22 protein-coding genes are annotated in these 25,284 nt (G+C 71.7%); 13 read left to right on the top strand and 9 right to left on the bottom strand.

What is annotated here, in order from left to right; all coding sequences use genetic code 11:
* Positions 1 to 13: 13 nt before the first annotated feature.
* Positions 14 to 262: a WhiB family transcriptional regulator gene (locus ACO03V_RS11280; protein WP_013583608.1), complete on the bottom strand. Its 249-nt coding sequence runs from the start codon at positions 260 to 262 to the stop codon at positions 14 to 16.
* A 217-nt stretch (positions 263 to 479) separates the two neighbouring features.
* Here ACO03V_RS11280 and ACO03V_RS11275 point away from each other — a divergent pair, with 217 nt between their 5' ends.
* Positions 480 to 863 (top strand): histidine kinase, encoded by a 384-nt coding sequence (locus tag ACO03V_RS11275; RefSeq protein ID WP_367729929.1) that lies wholly within the window; start codon positions 480 to 482, stop codon positions 861 to 863.
* 22 nt (positions 864 to 885) lie between these two features.
* On the opposite strand, the gene bcp is transcribed toward ACO03V_RS11275, so the two are convergent.
* The 3 genes from bcp to aroA are packed head-to-tail and all read right to left on the bottom strand — an operon-like array spanning position 886 to position 3,764.
* Positions 886 to 1,359 carry a thioredoxin-dependent thiol peroxidase gene (gene bcp / locus ACO03V_RS11270; RefSeq protein WP_367729930.1) on the bottom strand — a complete coding sequence of 158 codons (474 nt, stop codon included), beginning with the start codon at positions 1,357 to 1,359 and terminating at the stop codon, positions 886 to 888.
* Positions 1,356 to 2,417, bottom strand: a complete 1,062-nt coding sequence (gene rsgA / locus ACO03V_RS11265) for a ribosome small subunit-dependent GTPase A (RefSeq protein WP_423137648.1) — start codon at positions 2,415 to 2,417, stop codon at positions 1,356 to 1,358. The genes bcp and rsgA overlap by 4 nt, the downstream gene beginning before the upstream one ends.
* Before the next feature lie 3 nt (positions 2,418 to 2,420).
* A complete protein-coding gene (gene aroA / locus ACO03V_RS11260; RefSeq protein ID WP_423137647.1) occupies positions 2,421 to 3,764 on the bottom strand; it encodes a 3-phosphoshikimate 1-carboxyvinyltransferase in 1,344 nt (447 codons plus the stop codon).
* Positions 3,765 to 3,862: 98 nt separating this feature from the next.
* Between aroA and ACO03V_RS11255 the strand changes: the two genes are divergently transcribed.
* From ACO03V_RS11255 to ACO03V_RS11235, 5 genes are all read left to right on the top strand, one after another.
* The gene (locus tag ACO03V_RS11255) at positions 3,863 to 4,459 is read left to right on the top strand and encodes a sigma-70 family RNA polymerase sigma factor (RefSeq protein ID WP_367730928.1); all 597 of its coding nucleotides are present in this window, start codon (positions 3,863 to 3,865) and stop codon (positions 4,457 to 4,459) included.
* On the top strand, positions 4,456 to 4,698 hold the full coding sequence (locus tag ACO03V_RS11250; protein WP_367729933.1) for a zf-HC2 domain-containing protein: 243 nt from the start codon (positions 4,456 to 4,458) through the stop codon (positions 4,696 to 4,698). The genes ACO03V_RS11255 and ACO03V_RS11250 overlap by 4 nt, the downstream gene beginning before the upstream one ends.
* 69 nt (positions 4,699 to 4,767) lie before the next feature.
* Positions 4,768 to 6,072, top strand: coding sequence for a GNAT family N-acetyltransferase (locus ACO03V_RS11245; RefSeq protein WP_423137646.1), 1,305 nt, complete (start codon positions 4,768 to 4,770; stop codon positions 6,070 to 6,072).
* A gap of 51 nt (positions 6,073 to 6,123) precedes the next feature.
* Positions 6,124 to 8,646 (top strand): bifunctional lysylphosphatidylglycerol flippase/synthetase MprF, encoded by a 2,523-nt coding sequence (locus ACO03V_RS11240; RefSeq protein ID WP_423137645.1) that lies wholly within the window; start codon positions 6,124 to 6,126, stop codon positions 8,644 to 8,646.
* On the top strand, positions 8,643 to 9,944 hold the full coding sequence (locus ACO03V_RS11235) for an alpha/beta hydrolase-fold protein (RefSeq protein WP_423137644.1): 1,302 nt from the start codon (positions 8,643 to 8,645) through the stop codon (positions 9,942 to 9,944). Before ACO03V_RS11240 ends, ACO03V_RS11235 begins: the two co-directional genes overlap by 4 nt.
* Positions 9,945 to 10,054: 110 nt before the next feature.
* On the opposite strand, the gene ACO03V_RS11230 is transcribed toward ACO03V_RS11235, so the two are convergent.
* Entirely contained in the window at positions 10,055 to 13,732 is a 3,678-nt protein-coding gene (locus ACO03V_RS11230; protein ID WP_423137643.1) for a multifunctional oxoglutarate decarboxylase/oxoglutarate dehydrogenase thiamine pyrophosphate-binding subunit/dihydrolipoyllysine-residue succinyltransferase subunit, read from the bottom strand.
* A 154-nt stretch (positions 13,733 to 13,886) separates the two neighbouring features.
* Between ACO03V_RS11230 and ACO03V_RS11225 the strand changes: the two genes are divergently transcribed.
* Entirely contained in the window at positions 13,887 to 15,344 is a 1,458-nt protein-coding gene (locus ACO03V_RS11225; protein WP_367729938.1) for a GuaB1 family IMP dehydrogenase-related protein, read from the top strand.
* A 33-nt stretch (positions 15,345 to 15,377) separates the two neighbouring features.
* Here ACO03V_RS11225 and ACO03V_RS11220 read toward each other — a convergent pair whose 3' ends face one another.
* Positions 15,378 to 16,361 carry a glycoside hydrolase family 76 protein gene (locus tag ACO03V_RS11220; RefSeq protein WP_423137642.1) on the bottom strand — a complete coding sequence of 328 codons (984 nt, stop codon included), beginning with the start codon at positions 16,359 to 16,361 and terminating at the stop codon, positions 15,378 to 15,380.
* 129 nt (positions 16,362 to 16,490) lie between these two features.
* On the opposite strand from ACO03V_RS11220, the gene ACO03V_RS11215 reads away from it, so the two are divergent.
* Together ACO03V_RS11215 and ACO03V_RS11210 are read left to right on the top strand one after the other, a co-directional pair.
* Positions 16,491 to 17,834 (top strand): hemolysin family protein, encoded by a 1,344-nt coding sequence (locus ACO03V_RS11215; RefSeq protein WP_423137641.1) that lies wholly within the window; start codon positions 16,491 to 16,493, stop codon positions 17,832 to 17,834.
* On the top strand, positions 17,831 to 18,892 hold the full coding sequence (locus ACO03V_RS11210; RefSeq protein WP_367729941.1) for a hemolysin family protein: 1,062 nt from the start codon (positions 17,831 to 17,833) through the stop codon (positions 18,890 to 18,892). The genes ACO03V_RS11215 and ACO03V_RS11210 overlap by 4 nt, the downstream gene beginning before the upstream one ends.
* A 162-nt stretch (positions 18,893 to 19,054) precedes the next feature.
* Here ACO03V_RS11210 and ACO03V_RS11205 read toward each other — a convergent pair whose 3' ends face one another.
* Complete coding sequence (locus tag ACO03V_RS11205) at positions 19,055 to 20,116, bottom strand: NADH:flavin oxidoreductase/NADH oxidase (protein ID WP_423137640.1); 1,062 nt, start codon at positions 20,114 to 20,116, stop codon at positions 19,055 to 19,057.
* 28 nt (positions 20,117 to 20,144) lie between these two features.
* Between ACO03V_RS11205 and ACO03V_RS11200 the strand changes: the two genes are divergently transcribed.
* The 4 genes from ACO03V_RS11200 to ACO03V_RS11185 all read left to right on the top strand — a co-directional run bounded on the left by ACO03V_RS11200 (position 20,145) and on the right by ACO03V_RS11185 (position 23,509).
* Positions 20,145 to 20,996, top strand: coding sequence for an ADP-dependent NAD(P)H-hydrate dehydratase (locus ACO03V_RS11200; protein ID WP_423137639.1), 852 nt, complete (start codon positions 20,145 to 20,147; stop codon positions 20,994 to 20,996).
* A 108-nt stretch (positions 20,997 to 21,104) separates the two neighbouring features.
* Entirely contained in the window at positions 21,105 to 22,400 is a 1,296-nt protein-coding gene (locus tag ACO03V_RS11195; protein ID WP_367729944.1) for a hypothetical protein, read from the top strand.
* Positions 22,401 to 22,504: 104 nt separating this feature from the next.
* On the top strand, positions 22,505 to 22,828 hold the full coding sequence (locus ACO03V_RS11190; RefSeq protein ID WP_367729945.1) for a thiamine-binding protein: 324 nt from the start codon (positions 22,505 to 22,507) through the stop codon (positions 22,826 to 22,828).
* A 102-nt stretch (positions 22,829 to 22,930) separates the two neighbouring features.
* Positions 22,931 to 23,509 (top strand): serine/threonine-protein kinase, encoded by a 579-nt coding sequence (locus ACO03V_RS11185; RefSeq protein ID WP_423137638.1) that lies wholly within the window; start codon positions 22,931 to 22,933, stop codon positions 23,507 to 23,509.
* Positions 23,510 to 23,834: 325 nt separating this feature from the next.
* Here ACO03V_RS11185 and ACO03V_RS11180 read toward each other — a convergent pair whose 3' ends face one another.
* Together ACO03V_RS11180 and ACO03V_RS11175 are read right to left on the bottom strand one after the other, a co-directional pair.
* The gene (locus ACO03V_RS11180; RefSeq protein ID WP_423137637.1) at positions 23,835 to 24,350 is read right to left on the bottom strand and encodes a hypothetical protein; all 516 of its coding nucleotides are present in this window, start codon (positions 24,348 to 24,350) and stop codon (positions 23,835 to 23,837) included.
* Positions 24,343 to 24,933: a hypothetical protein gene (locus ACO03V_RS11175; RefSeq protein ID WP_423137636.1), complete on the bottom strand. Its 591-nt coding sequence runs from the start codon at positions 24,931 to 24,933 to the stop codon at positions 24,343 to 24,345. Before ACO03V_RS11175 ends, ACO03V_RS11180 begins: the two co-directional genes overlap by 8 nt.
* Positions 24,934 to 25,284: the final 351 nt, after the last annotated feature.

Raw genomic sequence — 25,284 nt, 5'->3', positions numbered from 1 at the left:
CGGGACCGCGAGGTCAGGAGGCGCGGCGGGCGCGGGCGGCGCGGCGCTTGAGGGCGCGACGCTCGTCCTCGGAGAGACCGCCCCACACGCCCGAGTCCTGACCGCTCTCGAGGGCGTACTGCAGGCAGACCTCGGTCACCGTGCAGCGCGCGCAGACCGACTTGGCCTTCTCGATCTGGTCGACGGCCGGGCCGGTGTTGCCGACGGGGAAGAACAGCTCGGGGTCGACGGTCAGGCAGGCTGCTTTATCACGCCAGTCCATGGGGGTGCTCCTTGTTGCGAAAATTTCTTGTGATTCGGGCACCGGTGTTCGGGTCCGGTACCCTTGTGGGAAATGCGAGCGATTGCTCGCCCCACGTCGCTGTGGGAGCACACGGCTTTTTCCATGCTCCCACAGCGCTTCCGGCCGATCAAGAGGTAACCGGCAGGTTTCCAGCGAGCAACGTCGGCGAAACATGTCTCCGAGAGGATGCCGCTCCATGCCGGTCCGTCTTCTGGCCGCCGCCGTCCTGGCCGTCGAGGCGATCGGCATCCTGGCCCTCGCGGCATGGCAGGTCGTCGCCCTCGCCGGCGGCGACACCGACTCCGTCACCAGCTCGATCGCACTCATCGTGCTCACCGTCATCGGAGCGGTCGCCGTCGGCGCCTTCGCCGTGGCGACGGCGCGCGGGGTGTCGGCGGGCCGGTCCGGCGGGATCGTGACCCAGCTGCTCATCCTGTCGGTGGCGCTCGGCGCCGTCACGGGGGAGTGGGCCGAGCCCGGTGTCGCGGCGCTGATCGCCGTGCCGGCCGTGGTCGGCCTGATCCTGCTGATCCTCGCCGTGCGTCAGGCGGCGCCGCGCGCGCGTCGCGACGACGCCTGAGAGTCGGCGGCCCGCGCGCGACTCAGGCCGCGGCGAGGCCGAGCGTCTTGCGCAGACGCGCGACGTGACCCGTCGCCTTGACGTTGTAGAGCGCCTCGACGACGGCGCCCTCCTCGTCGACCACGAAGGTCGAGCGGAGCACACCGGTGATCGTTTTGCCGTAGTTCTGCTTCTCGCCCCAGGCGCCGTACGCCTCGTGCACGGCGTGGTCGGGGTCGCTGAGCAGCGGGAAGGTCAGGCCGTCGCTGTCGCGGAACGCGCGGAGCTTTTCGGGGGTGTCGCGCGAGATGCCCAGCACCGTGTAGCCGGCCCCCTGCAGCGAGGCGAGGCTGTCGCGGAAGTCGCACGCCTGCGTGGTGCAGCCGGGCGTCTGCGCGGCGGGGTAGAAGTAGAGGATGACGCGGCGACCGCGGAAGTCGCTCAGCGAGACGGGGTGCTCGTCCTGGTCGAGCAGGGTGAAGTCGGGCGCGGCGGAGCCGGGTTCGAGGTTCGTCACCCCTCCAGCCTAGAGCGCTCGATCGCCTGGAACGTCGTCAGCAGCCGGTGCAGCGAGTCCAGTCGGGCGGGTCCGCCGGGACCCAGGCGACCGGATGCCACGGCCTCGGCGATCGCGCAGTCCGGGGCGTCGGGCAGGTGGGTGCAGCCGCGGGGGCACTCCTCCGCGACGGCGGCGAGGTCGGTGAAGGCCCCGAGCACGTTCGACGGATCGACGTGCCCCAGCCCGAAGGAGCGGACGCCCGGGGTGTCGATGACCCAGCCGGAGCCGCCCGACCCGCGGTAGCGCAGCGACACGGCGGAGGACGACGTGTGCCGGCCGCGGCCGGTGACGACGTTGACGTGCCCGATCGCCCGTTCGGAGCCGGTGAGCGCGTTCACGAGCGTGGACTTGCCCACCCCGGAGTGTCCGACGAACACGGTCGAGTGCCCCACGAGGGCTTCGCCGATGCGCTCGACCGGCATGTCGCCCTGCGCGCTCGTGAACACGCGGAGGTCGACGCCCTCGAAGTGGGCGAGGAAGTCGCTCGGGTCGGCGAGGTCGGTCTTCGTGACGACGAGCATTGGGCGGATGCCGGCGTCCAGCGCCGCGACGAGGTAGCGGTCGACGAGCCGCGCGCGGGGCTCGGGGTCGGCGGCGGCGACGACGATGAGCATCTGATCGGCGTTGGCGACGATGACGCGCTCCACCTGGTCGGTGTCGTCGGCACTCCGGCGGAGCAGCGACGTGCGTTCCTCGATGCCGACGATGCGACCGAGGGTGCCCTCGTCGCCGGACAGGTCGCCGACGACGCGGGCGCGGTCGCCGTTGACGATGGGCTGCTTGCGGAGCTCGCGGGCGCGGGTGGCCAGGATGCGGCGCTCGTCCGGTCCGTCCTCGTCGACGAGCACCGTGTACCGACCGCGGTCGACGCCGAGCACGCGCGCGATCTGCGCGTCGGCGTGTGCCGGACGCCGCTTGGTCCGCGGACGGTTCGCCTTGGGATTCGGGCGGACCCGGATGGACGACTCGTCGTAGTCGAGATCGTCGTCGTCGTCGCTGTCGTCGAGCCAGCTCACGCGTCAGCCCGTGGCATCCATCCCCAGCATGATCCGCCAGAGCGCGGCGAACTGGGGGAGGGTCTTGGCGGTCGTCCCGATCTCGTCCACACGGACGCCGGGGACCCGCAGACCGATGAGCGCGCCGGTCGTCGCGAGACGGTGGTCGTGGTGCGCCTTCCACTCGCCGCCCCGCAGGTGGCGGGGGACGATCCGGATGCCGTCGGGCAGCTCGTGCGCCTCGCCGCCGAGCGAGCGCAGGTTGCCCACGAGAGCGGCGATGCGGTCGGTCTCGTGTCCGCGGATGTGGCCGATGCCGTGCAGCGTCGTCGGACCGTCGGCGAACGCCGCGAGGCCGAAGATCGTCGGCGCCAGCTCTCCGGCGGCCGAGAGGTCGAGCTCGACGCCGGAGATGCCCTCCCCGGCCGAGACGGTGAGGTTGCCGCCGCGGCGGACGACCCGGGCCCCCATCTCGGTGAGGATGTCGCCGAGCAGGGCGCCCGGCTGCGTCGAGTGCAGCGGCCATCCGGTGACGGTGACGGACCCGCCGACCACCATGGCGGCCGCGAGGAACGGCGCCGCGTTGGACAGGTCGGGCTCGATGGCGACGTCCTTGGCCCGCACGGGGCCGGCGGGCACGATCCACTCGCCCGGCGCGGGGCGCTCGACGTGGATGCCGCGGTGCCCGAGCGCCTCGACGGTCATGTCGATGTGGGGCACGCTCGGCAGGCGCGAGCCGACGTGGCGCAGGCGCAGGCCGACGTCGAAGCGGGGGGCGGCCAGAAGCAGCCCCGAGACGAACTGGCTCGACTGGCTCGCGTCGATGTCGACCTCGCCGCCGCGGATGTGGCCGTGGCCGCGGACCGAGAACGGGAGGGCCCAGTGCCCGCCGTCGTCGATGTCGACGCCGACGTCGCGGAGGGCGGAGATCATCGTGCCCATCGGGCGGTGCAGCGCGCTCTCGTGCGCCGTGACGAGGACGTCGCCGCGGGCGAGGCCTGCGACGGGGGCGACGAAGCGCATGACCGTGCCCGCCTGCCCGCAGTCGACCGTCGCGTCGCCGGTGAACGCCGACGGCGGGGTGACGAGGAGGTCGGGTCCGTAGGGGGAGTCGGTGGGGACGTCCTCGATGGTCACGCCGAGCGCGCGCAGGGCGTCGACCATGCGGGCCGAGTCGTCGGAGTGCAGCGGGGCGTGGAGCATGCCCGGGCCGTCGGCGATGGCGGCGAGGACGAGCTCGCGGTTCGTCAGCGACTTCGAACCGGGCACCGTGATCGAGGCATCCAGGACTCCGTCGGCGACGGGCGCGTCCCATGGGCCGCGCGGGGCGGCGGAGGGGGAGAGCGGGGAATACCCGTGGTCGGTCATCGGTTCCTACCCTACTGAAAGGGGGACGACACGTGACCGCACTTCTCGAGCGCGAGACCGTCCAGTGGCCGGCGGACACGCCGGACGTAGACTGGCGCATGATGGACGACACGGCAGATGCGACGGAGCCCCGCGCGCAGTTCGAAGAGCAGGCGCTGCCCTTCATGGACCAGCTCTATGCGGCGGCGATGCGCATGACGCGCAACCCCGCCGATGCGGCGGACCTCGTGCAGGAGACCTTCGTGAAGGCCTTCGGCTCGTGGGCCTCGTTCACGCAGGGCACGAACCTGAAGGCCTGGCTGTACCGCATCCTGACGAACACGTACATCAACACGTACCGCAAGAAGCAGCGCGAGCCCTACCAGAGCGCGATCGACGACCTGGAGGACTGGCAGCTCGGCGGTGCCGAGTCGACCACCGCCACCAGTGCCCGGTCCGCCGAGGCCGAGGCCATCGACCACATGCCCGCGTCGGTCGTCAAGGACGCGCTGCAGTCGATCCCCGAGGACTTCCGGATGGCGGTGTACCTCGCCGACGTCGAGGGCTTCGCCTACCAGGAGATCGCCGACATCATGAAAACCCCGATCGGCACGGTCATGAGCCGTCTGCACCGCGGCCGGCGGCTGCTGCGAGACCTGCTGTCGGACTACGCGAAGGAGCGCGGCTACCAGGCCGCGACGGGAGTGAAGAAATGAGCGACTGCGGCTGCGACAAGGCACGGCGCGACCTGGAGGAGTACCTCCGCAACGAGGTGTGCAAGACGGAGCACAACGACATCCGCGAGCACCTCGAGAACTGCCCCGGATGCCAGGACGAGGCGCTCGTCGCCCGCACCCTGACCGAGGTGGTCGCACGGGCCTGCAAGGAGACGGCTCCCGACGAGCTGCGCGATCAGGTGCTCACGCGCCTGCGCTCGATCCAGGCGACGCACTAGTCGTCCGGGCTCCCGCGATCCGGGACAAGCCCGCCGGACACGAACGCCGGCCCTCCCTAGGCTGGGGGCATGGCTCACACCGACACCGCGACTCTGCCCCTGGACGCCTCGTCATCGCAGGCCCTCGCCGAGAACGAGCTGGAGTACGCGCTCGTCTCCGGCGACGGCGACGACTTCGTGCCCTACCTCCGGTCGGTGGTCCGCGGGTTCCTGGACGAGGAGCCGACGGACGAGGTGGTCGAGACGGCACGGCGCGCGATGCGCGCCCGTCGACTGATCGGCGTCTTCGACCGCGCGGGCGAGGCGCCCGACGCCCCGGTGGGCACGATCGAGTCCTGGCCGTCGGAGCTGACCGTCTCGCCCGAGCGGACGCTCCCGCTCTGGTCCATCAGCGCCGTCACCGTCGCCCCCACGCACCGGCGGCGGGGGATCGCCCGCGCGATGCTCACCGGTGAGCTGCGCACGGCGGCGGCCGCCGGCTTCGCGGTCGCGGGGCTCACGGTCACCGAGGCCACCATCTACGGGCGGTGGGGCTTCTCACCCGCGGCCTGGGCGTCGGACGTCGTGATCGACAGCCGCCGCGCCGCGTTCACCGGCCCGGTGGCATCCGGTCGTCTCGACTTCGTGGCCCGCGAGACCCTCCCCGTGCGGCTCGAGACGCTGCACGAGCGCATCCGCGTCCAGCGTCCGGGCTCGGTCCGCGGGTGGGAGGCGCGGTGGCGCGGCATGGCCGGGCTGAACCCCGACGACAAGGAGGCCCGCAAGGTGCGCGCCGTCGCCTACACCGATGCGGCGGGGGAGGAGCGCGGCATCCTGGTGTACACGCTCGCCGAGAAGGACGGGTCGGCGTTCACGGACCACGAGCTGCGGGTGCGGATCCTGCTCGCGGACGACGACGAGGCCGTCGCGGCGCTCTGGCGCTTCGCCCTCGAGCACGATCTCGTCTCGCGGGTCACGGCCAGCCTGCAGCCCGCGGTCCCGCCGGTGCAGTGGATGGTGTCCGACCGGCGCGCGGTCACCGCGACGCTCACCGACCATCACTGGCTGCGCGTGCTCGACGTGCCCCGCGCGCTCGCGGCGCGGACGTACGCGGCCGCGCTGACGACGACGATCCGCGTCGAGGACCCCTTGGGCTTCGCCGACGGCACCTGGTCGCTCCGGATCGACGAGGAGGGATCCGCGGAGGTCGTCCCCGTCGACGACGAGGCCGACGTGACGCTGTCGGTCAACGCGCTGGGCTCGCTCCTGCTCGGCGGCGTCCGTGCGACCGAGCTGTCCGTCGCGGGTCTCGTCCGCGGCGGTCCGGACGCGCTCGCCGCGCTCGACGCGGCCTTCGCGCCCGCCGCGACGCCGCTGCTCGACATCTGGTACTGATCCGCCGGGTTCACGGCATCCGGTATCGAGTTCTGGAGTAGCATCCCGCCGATGTCCCACACCACGACGACCCCGCCGGCCCCGACCCGCGGCGCGGTCCTGCGCGCCCGTCTGCGCTCCCTCGGCGACGCGTTGCGGCGCTACGCGGCCGTCAACCCGGTCGCGCTGGCCTTCGCGGTCGCCATCCTCTCGGCGTCCGCCGCCACGGGGTCGTTGTGGGGGACGGACGCCTCGGCCTGGGGCGCGGGGCCCCTGTCCACCTTCGTGTCGGGGCGGTGGTGGACGCTCGTCACCGCCCTGGTGGTGCCGGACTCGACCGTGGACGCGCTGGCGTCGATCCTCGTCGCCGTGACACTGCTGGCGTGGGCGGAGCGGCGTCTGGGCTCCCGGCGCACCGCCGCCCTCCTCGGCGGACTCGGCGTCCTCGGCCTGCTGACGGGCATCGGCCTGCACGCCGCGGCGTGGGGGCTCACCGACCTCCGCCCCGTCATCGCCACCGAGGTGCCCGTCCTCGATCCCACGATCACCTCGGCCGCCGTCGTCATGGCCGCGTCGGCGATGGCATCCACGCTCTGGCGACGCCGGGTGCGGCTCGTCGGCTTCGCCCTGCTCGCGCTGTTCGCGCTCTACGCGGGCGACGCGGACTCCTGGTACCGACTCATCGCGGCCACGCTCGGCCTGCTGACCGGGGCGTTCCTCGCCCGCGGCAGCGCGCGGGGGTCCTGGCACCGCAGCTCGACGCGCGAGACGCGGACCCTGCTGGCGCTGCTGACGACCGTCGTGGGGCTGGGGCCGCTGGTCGCCCTCGTCAGCGGCGGGGGGCGCGGTCCGCTGTCGCTCGTCGTCGATGCCTACACGCAGTTCGACGAGGCGCTCATCGAGCAGTGCGACCAACTGTCGTCGTCGGCGTGCGACGAGCAGTTCGCGCTCCTCATGACCCGGGGCGTGGGTCCCGCCCTGCTGGCCGTGACGCCGCTCGTGCTGCTGCTCATCGCCGCCTGGGGCCTGCGGCAGGGACGCCGCGCGGCCCTCGTGCTGGCGGTCGCGGTGCTCGTGGCATCCGCGGTCCTCCCCGTCGTGTCGCTGCTCGACGGCCGCCTGGTCATCGACCCGTGGGTGGACGGCAGCGGCGCCGAGTACGTGCTGTGGGCGCTGGCGTCGATCGTCATCCCGCTCGCCCTGGCGGCCGCGCTGCTGGTCGCGCGCGAGCGGTTCCGGATCCGGGCGACGGCCCGGGCGGCTCGGACGGTCGCTGTCGTCGTGGGGGCGGCGTTCGTCGTCTGCGGTGCGGCCTTCTTCGTCGTCGAAGAGGTCAACCGCCGGGAGTTCGACCGCGACCTCGGCGTCCTCGACCTGCTCGGCCTCACGGTGCGCCGCTTCATCCCGCCCGTCTTCCTCCACCCCCCGGGGTCGTCGCCGTTCCCGCACCACGGTCCGGCGCTGTTCGTCTACCAGTGGGTGGGAGTGCTGTTCTGGGCGATCGTCTGCGCGGCGCTGCTGTGGCTGTTCCGCAAGGTGCAGCGGCCGGACGCGGGCGACGACCGTCTGTACCGCGACCTGCTGCGCCGCGGCAGCGACACCCTCGGCTTCCTCGGCACCTGGGAGGGCAACCGCTACTGGTACGCCGAGGACCGCACCGCCGCCGTCTCCTACCGCCTCGTCGGCGACGTCGCGCTCGCCGTCGGGGATCCGCTCGCCGCCCCGGGGGAGCGTCCCGCCGCCCTCGCCGGATTCACCGACTACTGCCTCGAGCAGGGCTGGACGCCGGCGTTCTACAGCATCCACGCCGAGACCATGGACGATCTCCGGGCCCGCGGCTGGCGGGAGGTGCCGGTAGGAGTGGAGACCGTGATGGACCTGCCGGGCCTGGAGTTCGCCGGCAAGGCCTGGCAGAAGGTGCGGCAGCCGTTGACCCGCGCGGAGCGTGACGGCTTCACCTCGATCTGGACGCGCTGGCCGGATCTCACGGTCTCGCAGGCCTCGCAGGTCGTGGCCATCGACGAGGAGTGGGTGGCCGACCGGGCCCTCCCCGAGATGGGGTTCACCCTGGGCTCGCTCGAGGAGCTGCGCGACCCCGAGGTGCGCCTGCAGCTCGCGGTCGGCCCGGACGGGCGCATCGAGGCCGTGACGAGCTGGATGCCGAGCTGGGAACACGGTCGCATCACCGGCTGGACCCTCGACTTCATGCGGCGGCGCGCGGACGGTCAGAACGGCATGATGGAGTTCCTCATCGCCAAGGCCGCGCTGCAGCTGCAGTCCGAGGGGGCGACGGTGCTCAGCCTGTCGGGTGCGCCGCTCGCGGACGACCCGGGCGAGGAGCCGGGGGCGGATGCCTCCCCGTTGCGGGCCGTGCTGCGCTGGCTCGCCGAGGTGCTCGAGCCGGCCTACGGCTTCGCCTCGCTGTTCCGCTTCAAGGGCAAGTTCCGTCCCCGCTACCGCCCGCTGTCGCTGGCGTACCGGGATCCGCTGGAGCTGCCCGCCATCGGGGCGGCCGTGGGCCGCGCCTATCTGCCGGACGCCTCCCGCCGCGAGCTCGTCGCCCTCGCCCGGACGGCGTGGGAGGGACGCAAGTGAGGAAGTTCTTCCTGTCGATCGAGCTCATCGACAGCCCCCTGCTCGCCGTCGTGGCGGCGATCGCCGTGGCCGGTGCGCTGGCGGTCGTCCTCTGGCCGCGCCGACGGGTGGTGCTGACCCTGGTGATCGGCGTGATCGCCGGCGCCGTGATGTACGTCGTGGCGCTCATCCTGAACGCCCTCGAGACGATGCAGGGCCCGCTGCCCGTCGGGGCGGCGAAGTGGTCGGCGCTGGCGGTGTTCGGCATCGCCATCGGGGTCGTCGGCATCTGCCGGCGCCCGTGGGGGCGTCGCATCGTCGGTGTGGTGACGGTGCTCGCCTCGCTGCTGGCCGGCGCCCTCGGGGTGAACGCGGCGTACGGAGTGACCCATACGCCGGCCGCTGTCCTCGGCATCCAGGCCCTCGACGCCGCCGACCTGCCGACCACGAACGCCACCGAGGGCGACCCCGCGACCCTCTACCAGCGGTGGCAGCCGCCGGCGGACATGCCGACGCAGGGGACGGTGAGCGCCCTGAGCGGGAGCGCGCAGATCCCGACGGGGCAGTTCGCCGCCCGCGACGCCTCGCTCTATCTCCCGCCCGCCGCCCTCGTCGCCGACCCGCCGGCCCTCCCGCTCCTCGTCTTCATGATGGGCCAGCCGGGGTCGCCCGACCCGACGAGCCTGGCGAAGGCGCTCGACGCCTACGCCGCGCAGAACCGCGGCCTCGCGCCGATCGCGGTCGTCGTCGACCAGCTGGCGGCGTCCACGAGCGACCCCGCCTGTGCGGACTCCGCGATGTACGGCGCGGTCAGCACCTACATCAACGAGCTGCTGCCGCAGTGGGCGAAGACTAACCTCAACGTCACCCCGGACAACCGCTACTGGACGATCGGCGGGTTCTCGAACGGCGGCTCGTGCGCGGCGTTCTACGGCGCGGGTCACCCGGACGTCTGGGGCAACATCCTCGACGTGTCGGGCAACGAGTACCCCGGGTCCGAGCACGTGAGCGAGACCGTCGCCGACGTCTACGGCGGCAACGCGACCGCGTTCGAGGCGGCCAAGCCGTCCTCACTCATGGCCGCCGCACCGGCCGGCACGTTCGACGGGCACACCGCCGTGTTCACCTGGGGTGCGGACGACACGACCTACGGTCCCGGACAGGCGTCGAACGCGCAGGCCGCGCAGAAGGCCGGGTTCACGACCCTCACCTACACCGTGCCCGGCGCCGGACACACGGGTCAGGCGCTGGACGCCGGACTGGCGTGGGGGATCCCCCGCCTCGCTCCCGCGCTTGGGCTCGCGGCGCCGTCCACCTGATCCGACCCGGCCGTGCGGCTGAGCGCCGCCGGGCGGTGCGCTCCGCCCCGGACGACGAGGGGGCCCGGCCGACACGATGTCGACCGGGCCCCGGGGTCCGCTGTCGCGGGTCAGCGCGCGAGCGCCGCCTTCATGATCTCGGCGTGCTCGGAGGCGTGCACCTTCGGCGAGCCGGTCGCCGTCGACGCCGCCGCGGCGCGGGAGATGCACCGGATGGCGCGTCCGCCCAGCTGCTGCGCGACCTCGAGGGCGATGAACGGCCAGGCGCCCTGGTTCTCGGGCTCGTCCTGGACCCACACGAGCTCGGCGTTCGGGTAGTTCTCCAGCACGCGGGTCAGCTGCTCGACCGGCGCCGGGTAGTACTGCTCGAGACGGACCAGCGCGACGGCCGGGTTGGGGTTCTTCTCGAGCTCCGCACGCAGGTCCCAGTGGATCTTGCCGGCGTGCAGCAGCACGCGGGTGACCGCGCCGCGGTCGCCGCCGCGGTCGTCGTCGAGCACCGGCTCGAACCGACCCTCGAGGAAGTCCTCGACGGGGCTCGTCGCGCCGCGCAGGCGGAGCATCGCCTTGGGCGTGAACACGACGAGCGGGCGGCGCGGGCGCTGGTAGGCCTGACGGCGGAGCAGGTGGAAGTACGACGCCGGGGTCGAGGGACGCGCGACGATCATGTTGTCCTGCGCGCACATCTGCAGGTAGCGCTCGATGCGCGCCGACGAGTGGTCCGGTCCCTGGCCCTCGTAGCCGTGGGGCAGGAGGAGGACGACGCTGGACTGCTGCGCCCACTTCTGGTCCGCCGACGAGATGAACTCGTCGATGACGGACTGCGCGCCGTTGGCGAAGTCGCCGAACTGCGCCTCCCACAGCACCAGCGCGTCGGAGCGCTCCACCGAGTAGCCGTACTCGAAGGCCATCGCGGCGTACTCGCTGAGCAGCGAGTCGTAGACCCAGAAGCGGCCCTGGTTCTCGCTGAGGTTCGTCAGCGGCAGCCATTCCTGACCGTTCGAGCGGTCGTGGAGCACCGAGTGGCGCTGCACGAACGTCCCGCGACGGGAGTCCTGACCGGCCAGGCGCACCGGGGTGCCCTCCATCAGCACGGAGCCGAAGGCGAGGAGCTCGCCGAAGGCCCAGTCGATGTTGCCGTTGCGGCTCATGTCGTAGCGCTTGTCGAGCAGCTGCTGCAGCTTGTTGTGGACGGTGAAGCCGTCGGGCTTGTTCACGAACGCGTCGCCGATGTGCTGGACGACCTCGCGCGAGACGCCGGTGGTCTCGGGCTCGCCCGTCGGCACCTCGTCGGCCGCGTCGGTCGAGACGACCGGGTTGGTGCCGGTCTCGGCCTCGTGCGTGTCCGCGAAGGCGACCTCGAGACGGTTCTGGAAGTCCTGCTTCGCCTGCTCGTACTCGTCCTCGGTGATGTCACCGCGACCGACGAGCGACTCCGTGTAGAGACGGCGCACCGATCGCTTGGCCTCGATGAGGTTCGTCATCAGCGGCTGCGTCATCGAGGGGTCGTCGCCCTCGTTGTGACCGCGGCGGCGGTAGCAGACGAGGTCGATCACGACGTCGCGGTGGAACTCCTCGCGGTACAGGAACGCGAGCTCGGCGGCGCGGACGACGGCCTCGGGGTCGTCGCCGTTCACGTGGAGGATCGGGGCCTGGACCGTCTTGGCGACGTCCGTGGCGTACACCGAGGTGCGCGCGTCGGTCGGCGTGGTGGTGAAGCCGACCTGGTTGTTGACCACGACGTGGATCGTGCCGCCGGTGCGGTAGCCGCGCAGCTGCGACATCTGCAGCGTCTCGACAACGACGCCCTGACCCGCGAACGCGGCGTCGCCGTGGACGAGGATCGGCAGCCAGGAGAACGTGCCGATGGGCTTGCGGTCCTGCTTGGCGCGGACGATGCCCTCGAGCACGCCGTCGACGGTCTCGAGGTGCGACGGGTTGGCCGCCAGGTACACGGGGAGCTCGTCGCCGGCGTCGCCGACGAAGGTGCCCTCGGTGCCGAGGTGGTACTTCACGTCGCCGGAGCCGCGCTTGCTGCCGATGGCGACCGCGCCCTCGAATTCGCGGAAGACCTGACCGTACGTCTTGCCGGCGATGTTGGTGAGGACGTTCAGGCGACCGCGGTGCGCCATGCCGATGGCGGCGCCGTCGAGACCGACGGAGGCGGCGCCCTGGAGGATCTGGTCGAGCAGCGGGATGAGCGACTCGCCGCCCTCGAGGCTGAAGCGCTTCTGGCCGACGTACTTGGTCTGCAGGAACGTCTCGAACGCCTCGGCCTGGTTCAGCTTCGACAGGATGCGCAGCTGCTCGTCGTGGCCGGGCTTGGTGTACTTGACCTCGACCTGCCGCTGGAACCACTGGCGTTGGGCCGGGTCCTGGATGTGCATGTACTCGATGCCGATGGTGCGGCAGTACGAGTCGCGCAGCACGCCGAGGATGTCGCGCAGCTTCGCCACGCGCTTGGCACCGAGGCCGCCGGTCACGAACTCGCGGTCGAGGTCCCAGAAGGTCAGGCCGTGCGACTCGATCTCGAGGTCGGGGTGCGTGCGCTGCACGTACTCGAGCGGGTCGATGTCGGCCATGAGGTGGCCGCGGACGCGGTACGAGTTGATGAGCTCCTGGACGCGCGCGCTCTTGTCGATGCGCTCGGACAGGTCGACGCTGATGTCGGCCGCCCAGTGGATGGGCGCGTAGGGGATGCGCAGGGCCGCGAAGATGTCGTCGTAGAAGCCGCGCTGGCCGATGAGCAGCTCGTGCACCTTCTTGAGGAACTCGCCGGAGCCGGCGCCCTGGATGACGCGGTGGTCGTAGGTGCTGGTGAGGGTGATCGTCTTGCCGATCGCCATCTCGTTGAGCGTCTTCTCGCTCGCGCCCTGGAACTCGGCGGGGTACTCGAGCGCGCCGGCGCCGACGATGCAGCCCTGGCCGCGCATGAGCCGCGGGACCGAGTGGACCGTGCCGATGCCGCCGGGGTTGGTGAGCGAGACGGTGGTGCCCTGGAAGTCGGCCGCGGTCAGCTTGTTGTTGCGGGCGCGGCGCACGAGGTCCTCGTACGACGCGAGGAACTCGCTGAACGTGAGGGTGTCGGCGCGCTTGATGCTCGGCACCATGAGCGCGCGGGTGCCGTCGGGCTTGGGCAGGTCGATGGCGATGCCCAGGTTCACGTGCGCGGGGGCGACGACGGCCGGCTTGCCGTCGATCTCGGCGTAGTACACGTTCTGGCTCGGGAACTCCTTGAGCGCCTGGATCAGCGCCCACCCGATGAGGTGCGTGAAGCTCACCTTGCCGCCGCGCGTGCGGGACATGTGGTTGTTGATGACGATGCGGTTGTCGATCATCAGCTTGGCGGGCACGGTGCGCACGCTCGTGGCGGTGGGAACCGTCAGCGACTCGTCCATGTTGGAGGCGAGCGCCTTCGGCATCCCCTTGAGGACGGTGACCCGGTCCTCCTCGGTGCTCTCGCTCGCGGCGGACGGCGCCGACGCGGGCGCCTGCGCGGGGATCGGCTGCGGAGCGGCGGGCTTCGCGGTGGTGCGTGCCACCGGCGCCTGGCCCACCACGGGGATCGGTGCCGTCACCGGCTTCGGCTCGGTGGGAGCTTTCGCGGACGGCGGGGCGGCGGCGGTTCCGTCGACGACCGGGTGGTACGCCTCCAGAATCGGCCACCAGGCCTTGTCCACGGAGTGCTTGTCGACCTTGAACTGTTCGTAGAGCTCGTCTACGAGCCACTCGTTCGCGCCGAACTCGCCCTCGCTCGAAGTACCGACGCCCGTCACCTGGCTCGACACAGTCGATCGCCTGCTTTCCTCGATGAAGATTCCTGTGGATGCGCGCATCCGTCGGCAGGAAGTCGTCGACGTTGCGCGCGATACTCCAGCCTAGCCGAGGTTCCCGCCCGCCTTCCGGGTCTTTACATTCCCCTGATGTGGTGAGGTGGATGCCATGGAGTTCTACGGCGCGTCACCCGAGGTCGATCTCACGTATTCCGACGTCTTCCTGGTGCCCCGGCACTCGGACGTGCGCAGCCGTCTGGACGTGGACCTCGCTCCCGGAGACGGCAGCGGGGCCACCATCCCGCTCGTCTCCTCGAACATGAACTCGGTGACCGGGACGCGGCTCGCCGCGACGCTGGCGCGCCGCGGCGGACTGGGCGTCCTGCCGCAGGACATGCCGCTGCAGGAGCTGGACGCCGCCATCCGCTGGGTGAAGTCGCAGCCGGTGCCGTGGGACAGCCCCCTGGTCCTGCCGCCGCACGCGACCGCCGCGGAAGCGGCGAAGGTGCTGCCGCCGACGGAAGGTCACGGCATCCTCGTGGCGGATCCGGGTGCGGAGACGCTGTCGCTGGACGACGTCGTCGGCATCGTGCCCGCGACCCGGCTCGCCACCGCCCTCCCGGACGCGCAGCTCGGGGACCTCGTCCGCGCGCGTCCGGTCTCGATCGACGCGGACGACGTCACCGATGCCCGTCACGCCTTCGACCTGCTCGTCGCCGCCGACACGGACCTCGTCTGCGTCGTCCGGCACGGGCGCGTCGTCGGCATGCTCTCGCGGCGCAGCGCGCTGCGGACGACCCTGTACCGCCCCGCCGTCGACGCCGACGGCCGCCTCGTCGTGGCCGCCGCGGTCGGCGTGAACGGCGACGTCGCCGAGAAGGCCCGCGCGCTCGCCGCGGCGGGCGTGGACGTCCTCGTCGTCGACACGGCGCACGGTCACCAGGAGCAGATGCTGCGCGCCCTGCGCGAGGTGGCCGCGCTCGATCTCGGCATCCCGATCGCCGCCGGGAACATCGTGACCGCCGAGGGCGTGCGCGACCTCACCGACGCCGGCGCGTCCATCCTCAAGGTGGGCGTCGGCCCCGGCGCCATGTGCACCACGCGCATGATGACGGCGGTCGGCCGTCCGCAGTTCTCGGCCGTGCTCGAGACCGCCGAGGCCGCACGCGCCGTGGGCGCCCACGTCTGGGCCGACGGCGGGGTCCGCTACCCGCGCGACGTCGCGCTGGCCCTGGCGGCCGGCGCCGCCTCCGTCATGATCGGCTCGTGGTTCGCCGGAACGATCGAGGCGCCGGGGGAGCTGCAGGCGGACGCGGACGGCCGCATCTACAAGGAGTCGTGGGGCATGGCCTCCACGAAGGCGGTGCAGGGGCGCTTCGGACGCCTCGACCCGTACGAGCGGGCCCGCAAGGAGCTGTTCGCGGAGGGCATCTCGTCGTCGCGCATCTACCTCGACCCGCAGCGCCCCGGCCTGGAGGACCTGCTCGACATGATCACCTCTGGCGTGCGCTCCTCCTTCACCTATGCGGGGGCGGCGAGCGTGGCCGAGTTCCACGAGCGCGCCCGGGTGGGACTGCAGTCGGCCGCCGGGTACGAGGAGGGCAAGGCGCTGCCCGTCAGCTGGTGACCGCCTCGACCGGGCGGAGGGATGCCGCGGGGCTCAGGGATGCGGGGCGATCGCGGCCGCGGCCTCGAGGGTGATCCACGCCCCGAGCTGCACCGACAGGTCGAGGTCGTCGCCTTCGGGCCGCGCCGGGCGGCGCGGGTCGGCGGAGAACAGACCGTCCACCGCCGTCGCCCAGATCGCGTCGGCGTTGCGCTCGACCAGTCGGCGCGCCGTCGCGCCCTCCGGTCCGCTCACTCGCACGGCGGCCTCGGCGAGGTAGCGCGCCAGGATGCCGGCGAACAGTCCGCCGTCCCCTCCGCCCGCCGCGGGGAACAGCCCGTCCTGCGGGGCGCACCAGGCGTCGACCGCGCGCACCAGCGCCCGTGCCCGATGCTCGTGCGCGGCGCCGACGGGGTTCTCGTCGGCCAGTGCGAGCTCGAGTCCGATGACCGCGCCCTGGTTGTACGTCCACAGGTCCGGACGCACGCGCCCGTCCTCGCGGCCGTCCCTGACGAGTCCCGTGTCGTCGTCGTGGAGGACGGATGCCATCCAGTCGGCGAACCTCTCCGCGGCATCCCTCCGCCCGTGCGCGACCAGGACGAGTCCGCCGGGCGCGTTGGCCGGGGCGTTGAAGAGCGTGCTGCCGACCCGCCACGGCAGGACCCCGGTCCGGGGATCGACGGCCCGGGCCAGTCGGCGGGCGATGCGGCGCCGCGGCCACCGGTGCCCGCCGGCGGCGTCGAGGGCCAGACCCATCCACGCGATGTCGTCGTAGTACGGGGTGATCCAGGTGAGTCCCGTGCGCAGGCCCACACCGCGGACGACCGCGGCGAGGACGGCGCGACGCCGGCGGTCGGGCGCACGTCGCTCCGTGTCGGCGAGGACGTGCACGAGGTGCGCGTGCCACCAGTAGTGCCACGTCCGCGACCCGGGGGAGGCGTGCGCCCAGGCCACGGGTCCGAAGCGGTGCAGGTACCGGGACAGCACGGCCCGCTCGGCGAGAGCGGCCCGCGCGGGCGCCGGGGCGGTGGCATCCATGGATCCATCCTGACGGGCGGGACCGATGTCGGGCCCCTGCCCTAGAATTGCCCTCACGATGGACGACCCTCCCAGTTGTAGACCCAGGCCCCGACGACCCGCCTCCGCGCCGAGCGGAGGTGATGCCTGATGGATTACGTCATGCTGGGCGTGGGGCTGCTTCTCACTGTCGGAACAGGCCTGTTCGTCGCGAGCGAGTTCGCGCTGGTCAACCTGGACCGCGCCGACCTCGAGTCCCGTCGGGCCGCCGGCGAGTCCCGTCTGTCCTTGACGATCGACGCGCTGCGCATCACGTCGACGCACCTGTCGAGCGCGCAGCTGGGCATCACGCTGACGACCCTGCTCACCGGGTACACGATGGAGCCGGCGATCTCGAACCTCCTGCGTCCGGTGTTCCTCGCCGCCGGGCTGCCCGAGGGGCTGGTCGTGCCGCTCGCGGCGTTCATCGGCATCGCGTTCGCGACGGTGCTGTCGATGATCCTCGGCGAGCTCGTCCCGAAGAACTTCGCGCTCGCGATCCCGCGGCAGACGGCCAAGCTCGTCATGCCCTTCCAGGTCGCCTTCACGACGGTGTTCCGCCCCGCGATCATGGTCCTGAACGGCAGCGCCAACGGCGTGCTGCGGGCCATGGGGGTGGAGCCGAAGGAGGAGCTGTCCGGCGCCCGCACGGCGGAGGAGCTGTCCAGCCTCGTGCGGCGCTCCGCCAGCGCCGGCATGCTCGAGAAGGACACCGCGTCGCTGCTGGACCGCAGCCTCACCTTCGCGCGGCTCAGCGCGGCCGACGTGATGACCCCGCGTCCGAGCGTGCACGCGCTCGCCGCGGGCGACCCGGCCGACGACGTCGTGCAGCTCGCCCGGCGCACGGGGCACAGCCGCTTCCCGGTGTACGGCGAGTCCATGGACGACATCGTCGGCGTCGTGCACCTGAAGGCGGCGATCGGCGTGCCGCGCGAGCGCCGTGGCGAGGTGCCCGCCGCGGCCCTCGCCACCGAGCCGCTGCGTGTACCCGAGACCGTGCACCTCGACGCGCTCGTGGAGGAGCTCCGGTCCCGCGGCTACCAGATGGCGATCGTCGTCGACGAGTACGGCGGGACGGCCGGCGTGGTCACGCTCGAGGACCTCGTGGAGGAGATCGTCGGCGAGGTGCTCGACGAGCACGACCGGTCGCGGGCGGGCGTGGTGCGGTCGGCGCAGTCCCTCACCTTCCCCGGCGACCTGCGGCCGGACGAGGCGCTGGACCGCGCGGGCGTGGTCGTGCCCGAAGGGGAGGTCTACGACACCGTCGGAGGGTTCGTCATGGCGCAGCTCGAGCGGATCCCCGCCGTCGGGGACCGCGTGGACATCGACGGCGGGACGTTGACGGTCCACCGCATGGACGGGCGCCGCGTCGACCGCGTGCAGTTCACGCCGACGCCCGTGGAGGAGGACGTGGACGACCTCGTCCGCGCGACGAAGGGCGGTGACCAGCGATGAGCGACTGGGCCGGACTCGCATGGCTCGTGGTGCTGCTCGTCGCCAACGCCTTCTTCGTCGGCGCCGAGTTCGCCGTCATCTCCGCCCGGAGGTCGCAGGTCGAGCCGCTCGCCGACCGCGGCTCCCGATCCGCCAAGACGGCGCTCTATGCGATGGAGCACGCGACGCTCATGCTGGCGACGTGCCAGCTCGGCATCACGATCTGCTCGCTGCTGATCCTGAACGTGTCGGAGCCCGCGATCCACCACCTGCTCGCGGTGCCGATGGAGCTGACCGGGCTGCCGGCGGCCGCCGTGGACGTCGCGGCGTTCGTCGTCGCGCTCCTCATCGTGTCGTACCTGCACGTGGTGTTCGGCGAGATGGTGCCGAAGAACCTCGCGTTCTCGCTGCCCGACCGGGCGGTGCTCATGCTGGCGCCGCCGCTGGTCGCAGTGTCGAAGGCGTTCTACCCCGTCATCGTCGCGCTCAACTGGATCGCCAACCACGTCGTCCGGCTCTTCCGGGTCGAGCCGAAGGACGAGGCCGCCTCCACCTTCACGCTCGACGAGGTCGCGACCATCGTCAACCAGTCGCGCCTGGAGGGCGTGCTCGACGACAGCGCCGGCACGGTCACCGCGGTCGTGGAGTTCACCGAGAAGAAGGCCGCCGACATCGCCGTGCCGATGGCCGACCTCGTGACGCTGCCGGCGACGACCAACGTGGACGAGATCGAGCGCGCCGTCGCCCGGCACGGCTACTCGCGCTACGTGATCGTCGACGAGAGCGGCGCCCCGACCGGGTACGTCCACCTCAAGGACGTCCTGCGCGTGGCCGACGACGCGGACACTCCGGCGGACCTCGCACGGCCCATCCCGGCCAAGCGCATCCACCACATGGTCCCCGTGCTCGAGACGACCGACCTCGAGGACGCCCTCGGGCTCATGCGTCGCGCCGGCCGGCACCTCGCGCAGGTGCGCGACGAGCGCGGCGACGTCACCGCGGTGCTGTTCCTCGAGGACGTCATCGAGGAGCTCGTCGGCGAGGTGCAGGACGCCACCGCCCGCCGCCGCTACGCCTGACCGTCCCGACACCGGATGCCGCGGGTCCCGGCCCCGTGGCATCCCGTGTCCTCGGCGTGCGCCCGCCGGGGGTCCGTGAGAAACGCCCGCTGCACCCGGAAACGCCGGGTGCGGGCGTTTCTCGGTGCAGCGGGCGTTTCTCGGCGTCGGAACGCCGGCCGGTCAGCGGGCGGCGCGGGTGTACTGCGCCGGCCACGGCACGTCGGCGCCGAGGGCGGCGGCGGCGCGCAGGCCGAAGTGAGGGTCGCGCAGCCACTCCCGGCCGGACATCACGGCGTCGGCCCGCCCGTCGGCGACCACGTTCTCGGCGAGGGCCGGGTCGTCGATCATGCCGACGGCGCTGACGAGCAGACCCGTCTCGCGGCGGACGGTCGCCGCGTACTCGACCTGGTAGCCCGGGCCCGTGGTGATGCGCTGGTGGGGCACGAGCCCGCCGCTCGACACGTCGATCAGGTCGGCCCCGGCGTCCGCGACGAGGCGGGCGGCGGCGACGGTGTCGGCGACGTCCCAGCCGCCCTCCGCGGCGTCGGTGGCGGAGAAGCGCACGAACACCGCGGCATCCGGAGCGGCCGCGCGCACGGCCTCCGTCACCCGCACGAGCAGGCGTACGCGGTTCTCGAACGACCCGCCGTAGGCGTCGTCGCGGAGGTTGGTCAGCGGGGAGAGGAACTGGTGCAGCAGGTAGCCGTGGGCGGCATGCAGCTCGAGCACCTCGAAGCCGGCGACGACGGCGCGGCGGGCCGCCTCGGCGAAGTCGCGCACCACCTTCTCGATGCCCTCCGCGTCGAGGGCGACCGGCTCGGCGAAGCGGTCGTAGGCGACGGCGGAGGGGGCGACCGTCTGCCACCCGCCGTCGGCCGGTGCGACGGTCCCGCGCCCGCCGGTGAGGGGCGAGGTGGTCGAGGCCTTGCGTCCCGCGTGGCCGAGCTGCACGCCCGCGACCGCGCCGCGCGCACGGATGGCGGCGACGACGGGCCGCCACGCCTCGAGCTGGGCGTCGTTCCACAGGCCGACGTCCTCGGGGGAGATGCGGCCCTCGGGGGAGACCGCGGTGGCCTCGGCGACGACCAGTCCCGCCCCGCCGGCGGCGAACTGGGCCAGGTGCACGTGGTGCCAGTCGTTGGGGACCCCGTCGACGGCGCTGTACTGGCACATCGGCGAGACCCACAGGCGGTTGCGCATCTCGATACCGCGGATCGCGAGGGGCGTGAAGAGGCTGCTCACGGGGGACCCTTTCTCCTAGGGTGGCGCCATGACGGCGACGGACTGGACCGCACGCGAGACGGCGCGCGCACTTCGGAGGCCAACGGCCGGCGATGACAAGTATTCCCGCGGGGTGGTGGGCATGCGCACCGGATCGGCGCGCTACCCGGGGGCCGCGGTCCTGGGTGTCGAGGCCGCGTGGCGCGCGGGCACGGGAATGGTCCGCTACCTCGGCCCGCAGCGCGCGCAGGACCTCGTGATGCAGCGTCGACCCGAGACCGTCACGGCCGACGGCCGCGTGCAGGCCTGGGTGATCGGATCCGGGATGGATGCCGCCTCCCGCTCTGCCGACGAGACCGCGGCGCTGCGCGAGGTGCTCTCGGGGGAGCTGCCGGTCGTCGTGGACGCCGGCGCGCTCGACCTGGTGCCCGGGGCCGGGGCGCCCGTGATCGTGACCCCACACGCGCGCGAGCTGGACCGGCTGCGCGAGGCCCTGGACCTGGACCCGGTGGCAGCCGACGCCGACGATGACGGCCGGGCCGCGGCCGCCCGGGAGACGGCCATCGCCATCGACGGGGTCGTGCTGCTGAAGGGGGCGGCGACGCTCGTCGCCACCCCGGACGGCGTCGTCCGCCGGGTCACCAGCGGCACGCCGTGGCTCGCGACCGCCGGGACCGGGGACGTCCTCGGCGGCGCGCTCGGCGCGGTCCTCGCCGGCGCGGTCGCGGCCGGGCGCACGACCCTCGACGATCTCGCCGACGCGGCGGCGGCCGCTGCGTGGCTGCACGGCACGGCCGGGTCGACGGCGGCCGCGCGGCACGGGGCCGCCGGCGGTCCGATCACTGCGCTGGAAGTCGCGGAGGGGCTGAGCGCCGCCGTCGCGGCCGCGCTCGCCGTCTGACGCGCAGCGCGCGCCGCCCGACGCCCCGCCACCGACGGCAGACGAGGCGGGAGCCGGCGGCATCCCTCGTTCAGGAGACCGGGATGAGGCGACCCCTAGGATGTGACGGTGCCGTGGGCTGTCGTTCTCTGGATCGCGTTCGTCGTCGTGCACGTGGTCGTGGGCGTCCTGGGCTATCAGCAGCCGAACGCGCCCATGGGCGACGTGTACCTCGTCTACGAACCGTGGTCGCGCTGCGCCCTCTTCGGCGCGGCCGATCCCGCCGCCTGCACCCTCTCCGGCTCGTGGGAGCTGCCCGGCGTGACGCAGGGCTGGATCTACCCGCAGCTCGCCCTCATCCCCATGGCCGTCGCCTGGGCGTTCGCGTGGGCCGTGTCCTACACCCCCGCGTGGGCCATCACCGTCTCGCTCGCCAACGCCGGCGCCTTCGCCTTGCTCCTCGGACGCGGCCGGTCGCGCGGCCGCCTCACCGCCGCGGCGTTCTGGCTCGCGGCCATCCTCCTGATGGGTCCCGTCGGGATCTACCGCATCGACGGCTTCACCGTCCCCCTGGCCATTGCGGGCAGCCTGTGGCTCGTCCGCCGGCCCTTCGTCGCCTCCGTGCTGCTCTCCGCCGCGGTGTGGATGAAGGTGTGGCCCGCCGCCATCCTCGCCGCCGGTCTCGTCGCGGCCCGTCGCCGTCTGTCCCTCGTCTGGGGCGCGGTCGCCGTCTCGGGCGGGACGATCCTGCTCGTCGCCCTGCTGGGGGGAGCGAGCCACGTGTTCGGCTTCGTCGGCGATCAGACGAGCCGCGGCATCCAGATGGAGGCGCCCGTCGCCGGGGTCTACATGATCCTGGCCGCCCTCGACGTGCCCGAGGCCTGGGTGTACTACGACCCCGACGTCCTGACGTTCCAGGTGACCGGGCCGCAGGTCGACCCGTTGATCGTCCTCATGACCCCGCTGCTGCTGCTCGCCATCGCCGGTGCCGCGGCGCTCGGCGCGGTCAAGATGTGGCGGGGTGCGACGTTCGCGACGCTGTTCCCGCCGCTGTCGCTCGTGCTCGTCACCGCGTTCATCGTGCTCAACAAGGTGGGATCGCCGCAGTACTACGTGTGGATCTTCGCCCCCATCGTCGTCGGCCTCGTCCTGGACCGGCGCCGGTGGTTCGGGCCAGCGCTGCTCACCCTCGCGATCGCCGGCGTCACGCAGCTGGTCTACCCGCTCTGGTACGACGGCCTCATGGCGACCCGGCCGTACCTCGGCCCGGTTCTGCTGCTCGAGCTGCGCAACGTCCTCGCGATCTGGCTGTTCGTGTGGGCGGTGGTGCGGCTGGTCCGCGTCCCGGTGGGCCGTGTCGCGCGCCCGCGCGGTGTGCGCGAGCTGCTGACCGGCGAGCGGGTGCCCGCGGCATCGCGCGTGTGAGGACGACGGATGCCACCCCGGTGGCATCCGTCCCCGTCCGACGCCGGCGGCTCGCACGCGGCAGGCGCCTGCCGCTCGCCGCCGCGCGCCGGTAGCCTCGACGCATGCTCATCGCCTTCTCGGTCGCCCCCTCGGGCGTCGGTCCCGCCTCCGCTGAGACCCCCGACGGCTCCGTGCACGATGCCGTCGCCGCGGCCGTCGCCGTCGTGCGCGCGTCCGGACTGCCGCACCGCACGTCGTCGATGTTCACCGAGGTCGAGGGGGAGTGGGACGAGGTCATGGACGTCGTCAAGCGCGCCACCGACGCGGTCCTGCCGTACGGCTCGCGGGTCTCTCTCGTGCTCAAGGCCGACATCCGCCCGGGGCGCACCGGCGAGATCGACGGCAAGATCGAGCGCCTCGAGCGCGCTCTCGACGCCCGGTCCTGACGTCCGGCGCAAGGCCGCCGACGCGGACGTTCCTGCGCTTTCCGGACTCCTGTTCGCTTCCTGTACGTTGTCAGAGGGCGGGGTGCGGAGCGGGAGGAGCGGGTGGAACCGCAGGTCGGTGAGGCGCTCGGAGCGTCGTACCGTTTCGAGGCACGCCTCGGCGCGGGAGCGGCCGGCGAGGTGTGGGAGGTCGTGGACGTCCGAGACGGGACGGCCCTCGCGGCGAAGGTGCTGCGGCGGGAACACGCGCAGGACGCCGACCTCGTCGAGAGGTTCGTCCGCGAGCGGACGGTGCTGGCCCGTCTCCGGCATCCGAACGTCGTCGGCGTCCGCGACCTGGTCGTCGAGGGCGAACGTCTCGCGATCGTCATGGACCTCGTCCGCGGGGGGAGCCTGCGCGATGTGCTCGCCGTCCAGGGGGCGCTTCCTCCGATGACCGCGGTGGCGCTCGCGGCGACCGTGTTGGACGCGCTCGCCGCCGCACATGCCGTCGGCACCGTCCACCGCGACATCAAGCCCGACAACGTCCTGCTCGCCGGTGACCTGGGCGACGATCCGGGGGCCGTCGTCCGCGTCGTCGACTTCGGAATCGCCCGCGTCATCGACGAACGGCGGCGTTCGACGACCGCGATCATCGGCACGCCGGAGTACATGTCGCCGGAGCTGGTGACGCTCCCATAATGATCTTGGAGACGAGGTGTTGGTCCATGAGAGTCCTTCCCGGAGCGCTCTGCGCCAAAGTCATGCGCGGCTCAGGACGGCTTCCGTGAGCGACTCACGCGCTCGAATTCTCACCCCCCGCTTTCAGAGGGACCCGCTTTCGCTCTGCACCTGACCAGGTGTGAGCCCGCTCTACGACGGCGGTGCGACGGCCGCGCGGCTATCCGTCTCGTCACGCAATTCGCCTGCAAGGTCATCTGGTCAGCGAGCCGGTGTCGCCCGTCCGTGGGTCTCGGGACGGCGCGTGCGCAGATATTCACGTGTCTGATGTCAGCCGACCTGCCGTTCAAGCGAAGATCAGGCCGGCCGCGACCGAATCGACGACGTCGGGCGGGGCGGTCGTCATGACGCGTCCATCCGCGGTGGAGTCTTGGCTTCCTGTACTCGACCCAGAGGCTGGAAGTGGGCCCAGCCGCCTATAAGAGTTGATCGTTGGAAGGCCATCGGGCCACAGGGAGACGAAATACCGGGAATACCATCCGATCTCGACTTCATAAACGCCCGGTCGGATCGCTGCGGCCACCTCTCCTGCGTTCTGATAGTTGACGCCGGTGTAGGTGCCGAAAATCCCGCAGTCCCGTGTCTTTATCTCCACGACCGTGAGCGTGGCTCCTCTGCCGCCGCCGGACTTCGATGCTTGTGCTCCGGTCACCTGGCAGATCAGCGTTTCTGTGACGGCCTTGTCTATCATGGGGCCGCTCAGGAAAAATACCAGGCCAAGGAACATGAGCACAACAGATGCGGCGGACAGGATGAGGCGGGTGCGAGACATCTGCGCCTTGGGTGAGTTGTTTTCAGTCATCGAAATGCCGCGGTTGCACCTGTGCCGCCCTCGAGGGCTCCTGGATCGCGTTGCCGATCGCGGCGTCTGCGTCGGGCTGATCCGGCTGAGCGCTCGTATTCAGGCCAGCGGCAAGGCTCTCCTCGACGTGAAGCGTGCTGGCTGCGGATGTCAGTTCTTCACGGCGATTGGCTGATTCGCTCAGCGGCCCGACGAACTCGTAGCTGTGTATAGATGCGAGGCCGTTCGGCGAGAAGGGGACAATCGTCCGCGAATACCAACCCATCTCGACCCTGTAGAGCCCGGGTGAAAAGGTTCTCGCGATCCGGTCCTCGGTCTCGGAATTGACTCCTTGCGTCCAGGCGAGTTTCCCGCAGTCGCGTGTTCGAATGGCCACGACGTGAACGGTTGCGGAACGACCCCCTCCTGATCGCGACGCGTGGGCGTCTAAGATATTGCAGTATTTCGTCTGCACATCAAGATTATCCAACAGGGGCGCGAACAGGCCGAGCGTGGCTCGAGGGATCATTAATAGGATGATCGGCGTGCCGACGAGAAGAACGATCCGGTCATTTCTCCGTTGGCGTTCTCTGTTGCTTTTCATCGTGGCGGAAGCGGACCCGAGTATTCGTAGCATTGTATTCGGGGAACCCCATTCGGCCACAGTGACACGAAGTAGCGCGAAAACCACCCAATACGGATTTTATAGACACCGGGCTTTATGCTTGCGGCTACTTCCTTGACGTTCTGATAATCGACGCCCGAGGTCCACCCTAAGGGACCGCAATCGCGGGTTCGAATCTCCACGACCGTTATCGACCCCCCCCTTCCGCCACTCGACTTTGACGCCCTGGCGCCGACCACCTGGCATGTCATGACTTCCTGGACGTGCTGATCGATGGCCGGCCCGCTAAATGAGAAGACCAGGAAAATGACACCAAATATCATGAATGCG

The sequence above is a fragment of the Microbacterium sp. HMH0099 genome, from assembly GCF_049384025.1.
Lineage (GTDB): Bacteria > Actinomycetota > Actinomycetes > Actinomycetales > Microbacteriaceae > Microbacterium.
The sequence above is the reverse complement of the archived record's forward strand: the minus strand, read 5'-3'. Positions and strand labels throughout refer to the sequence as shown.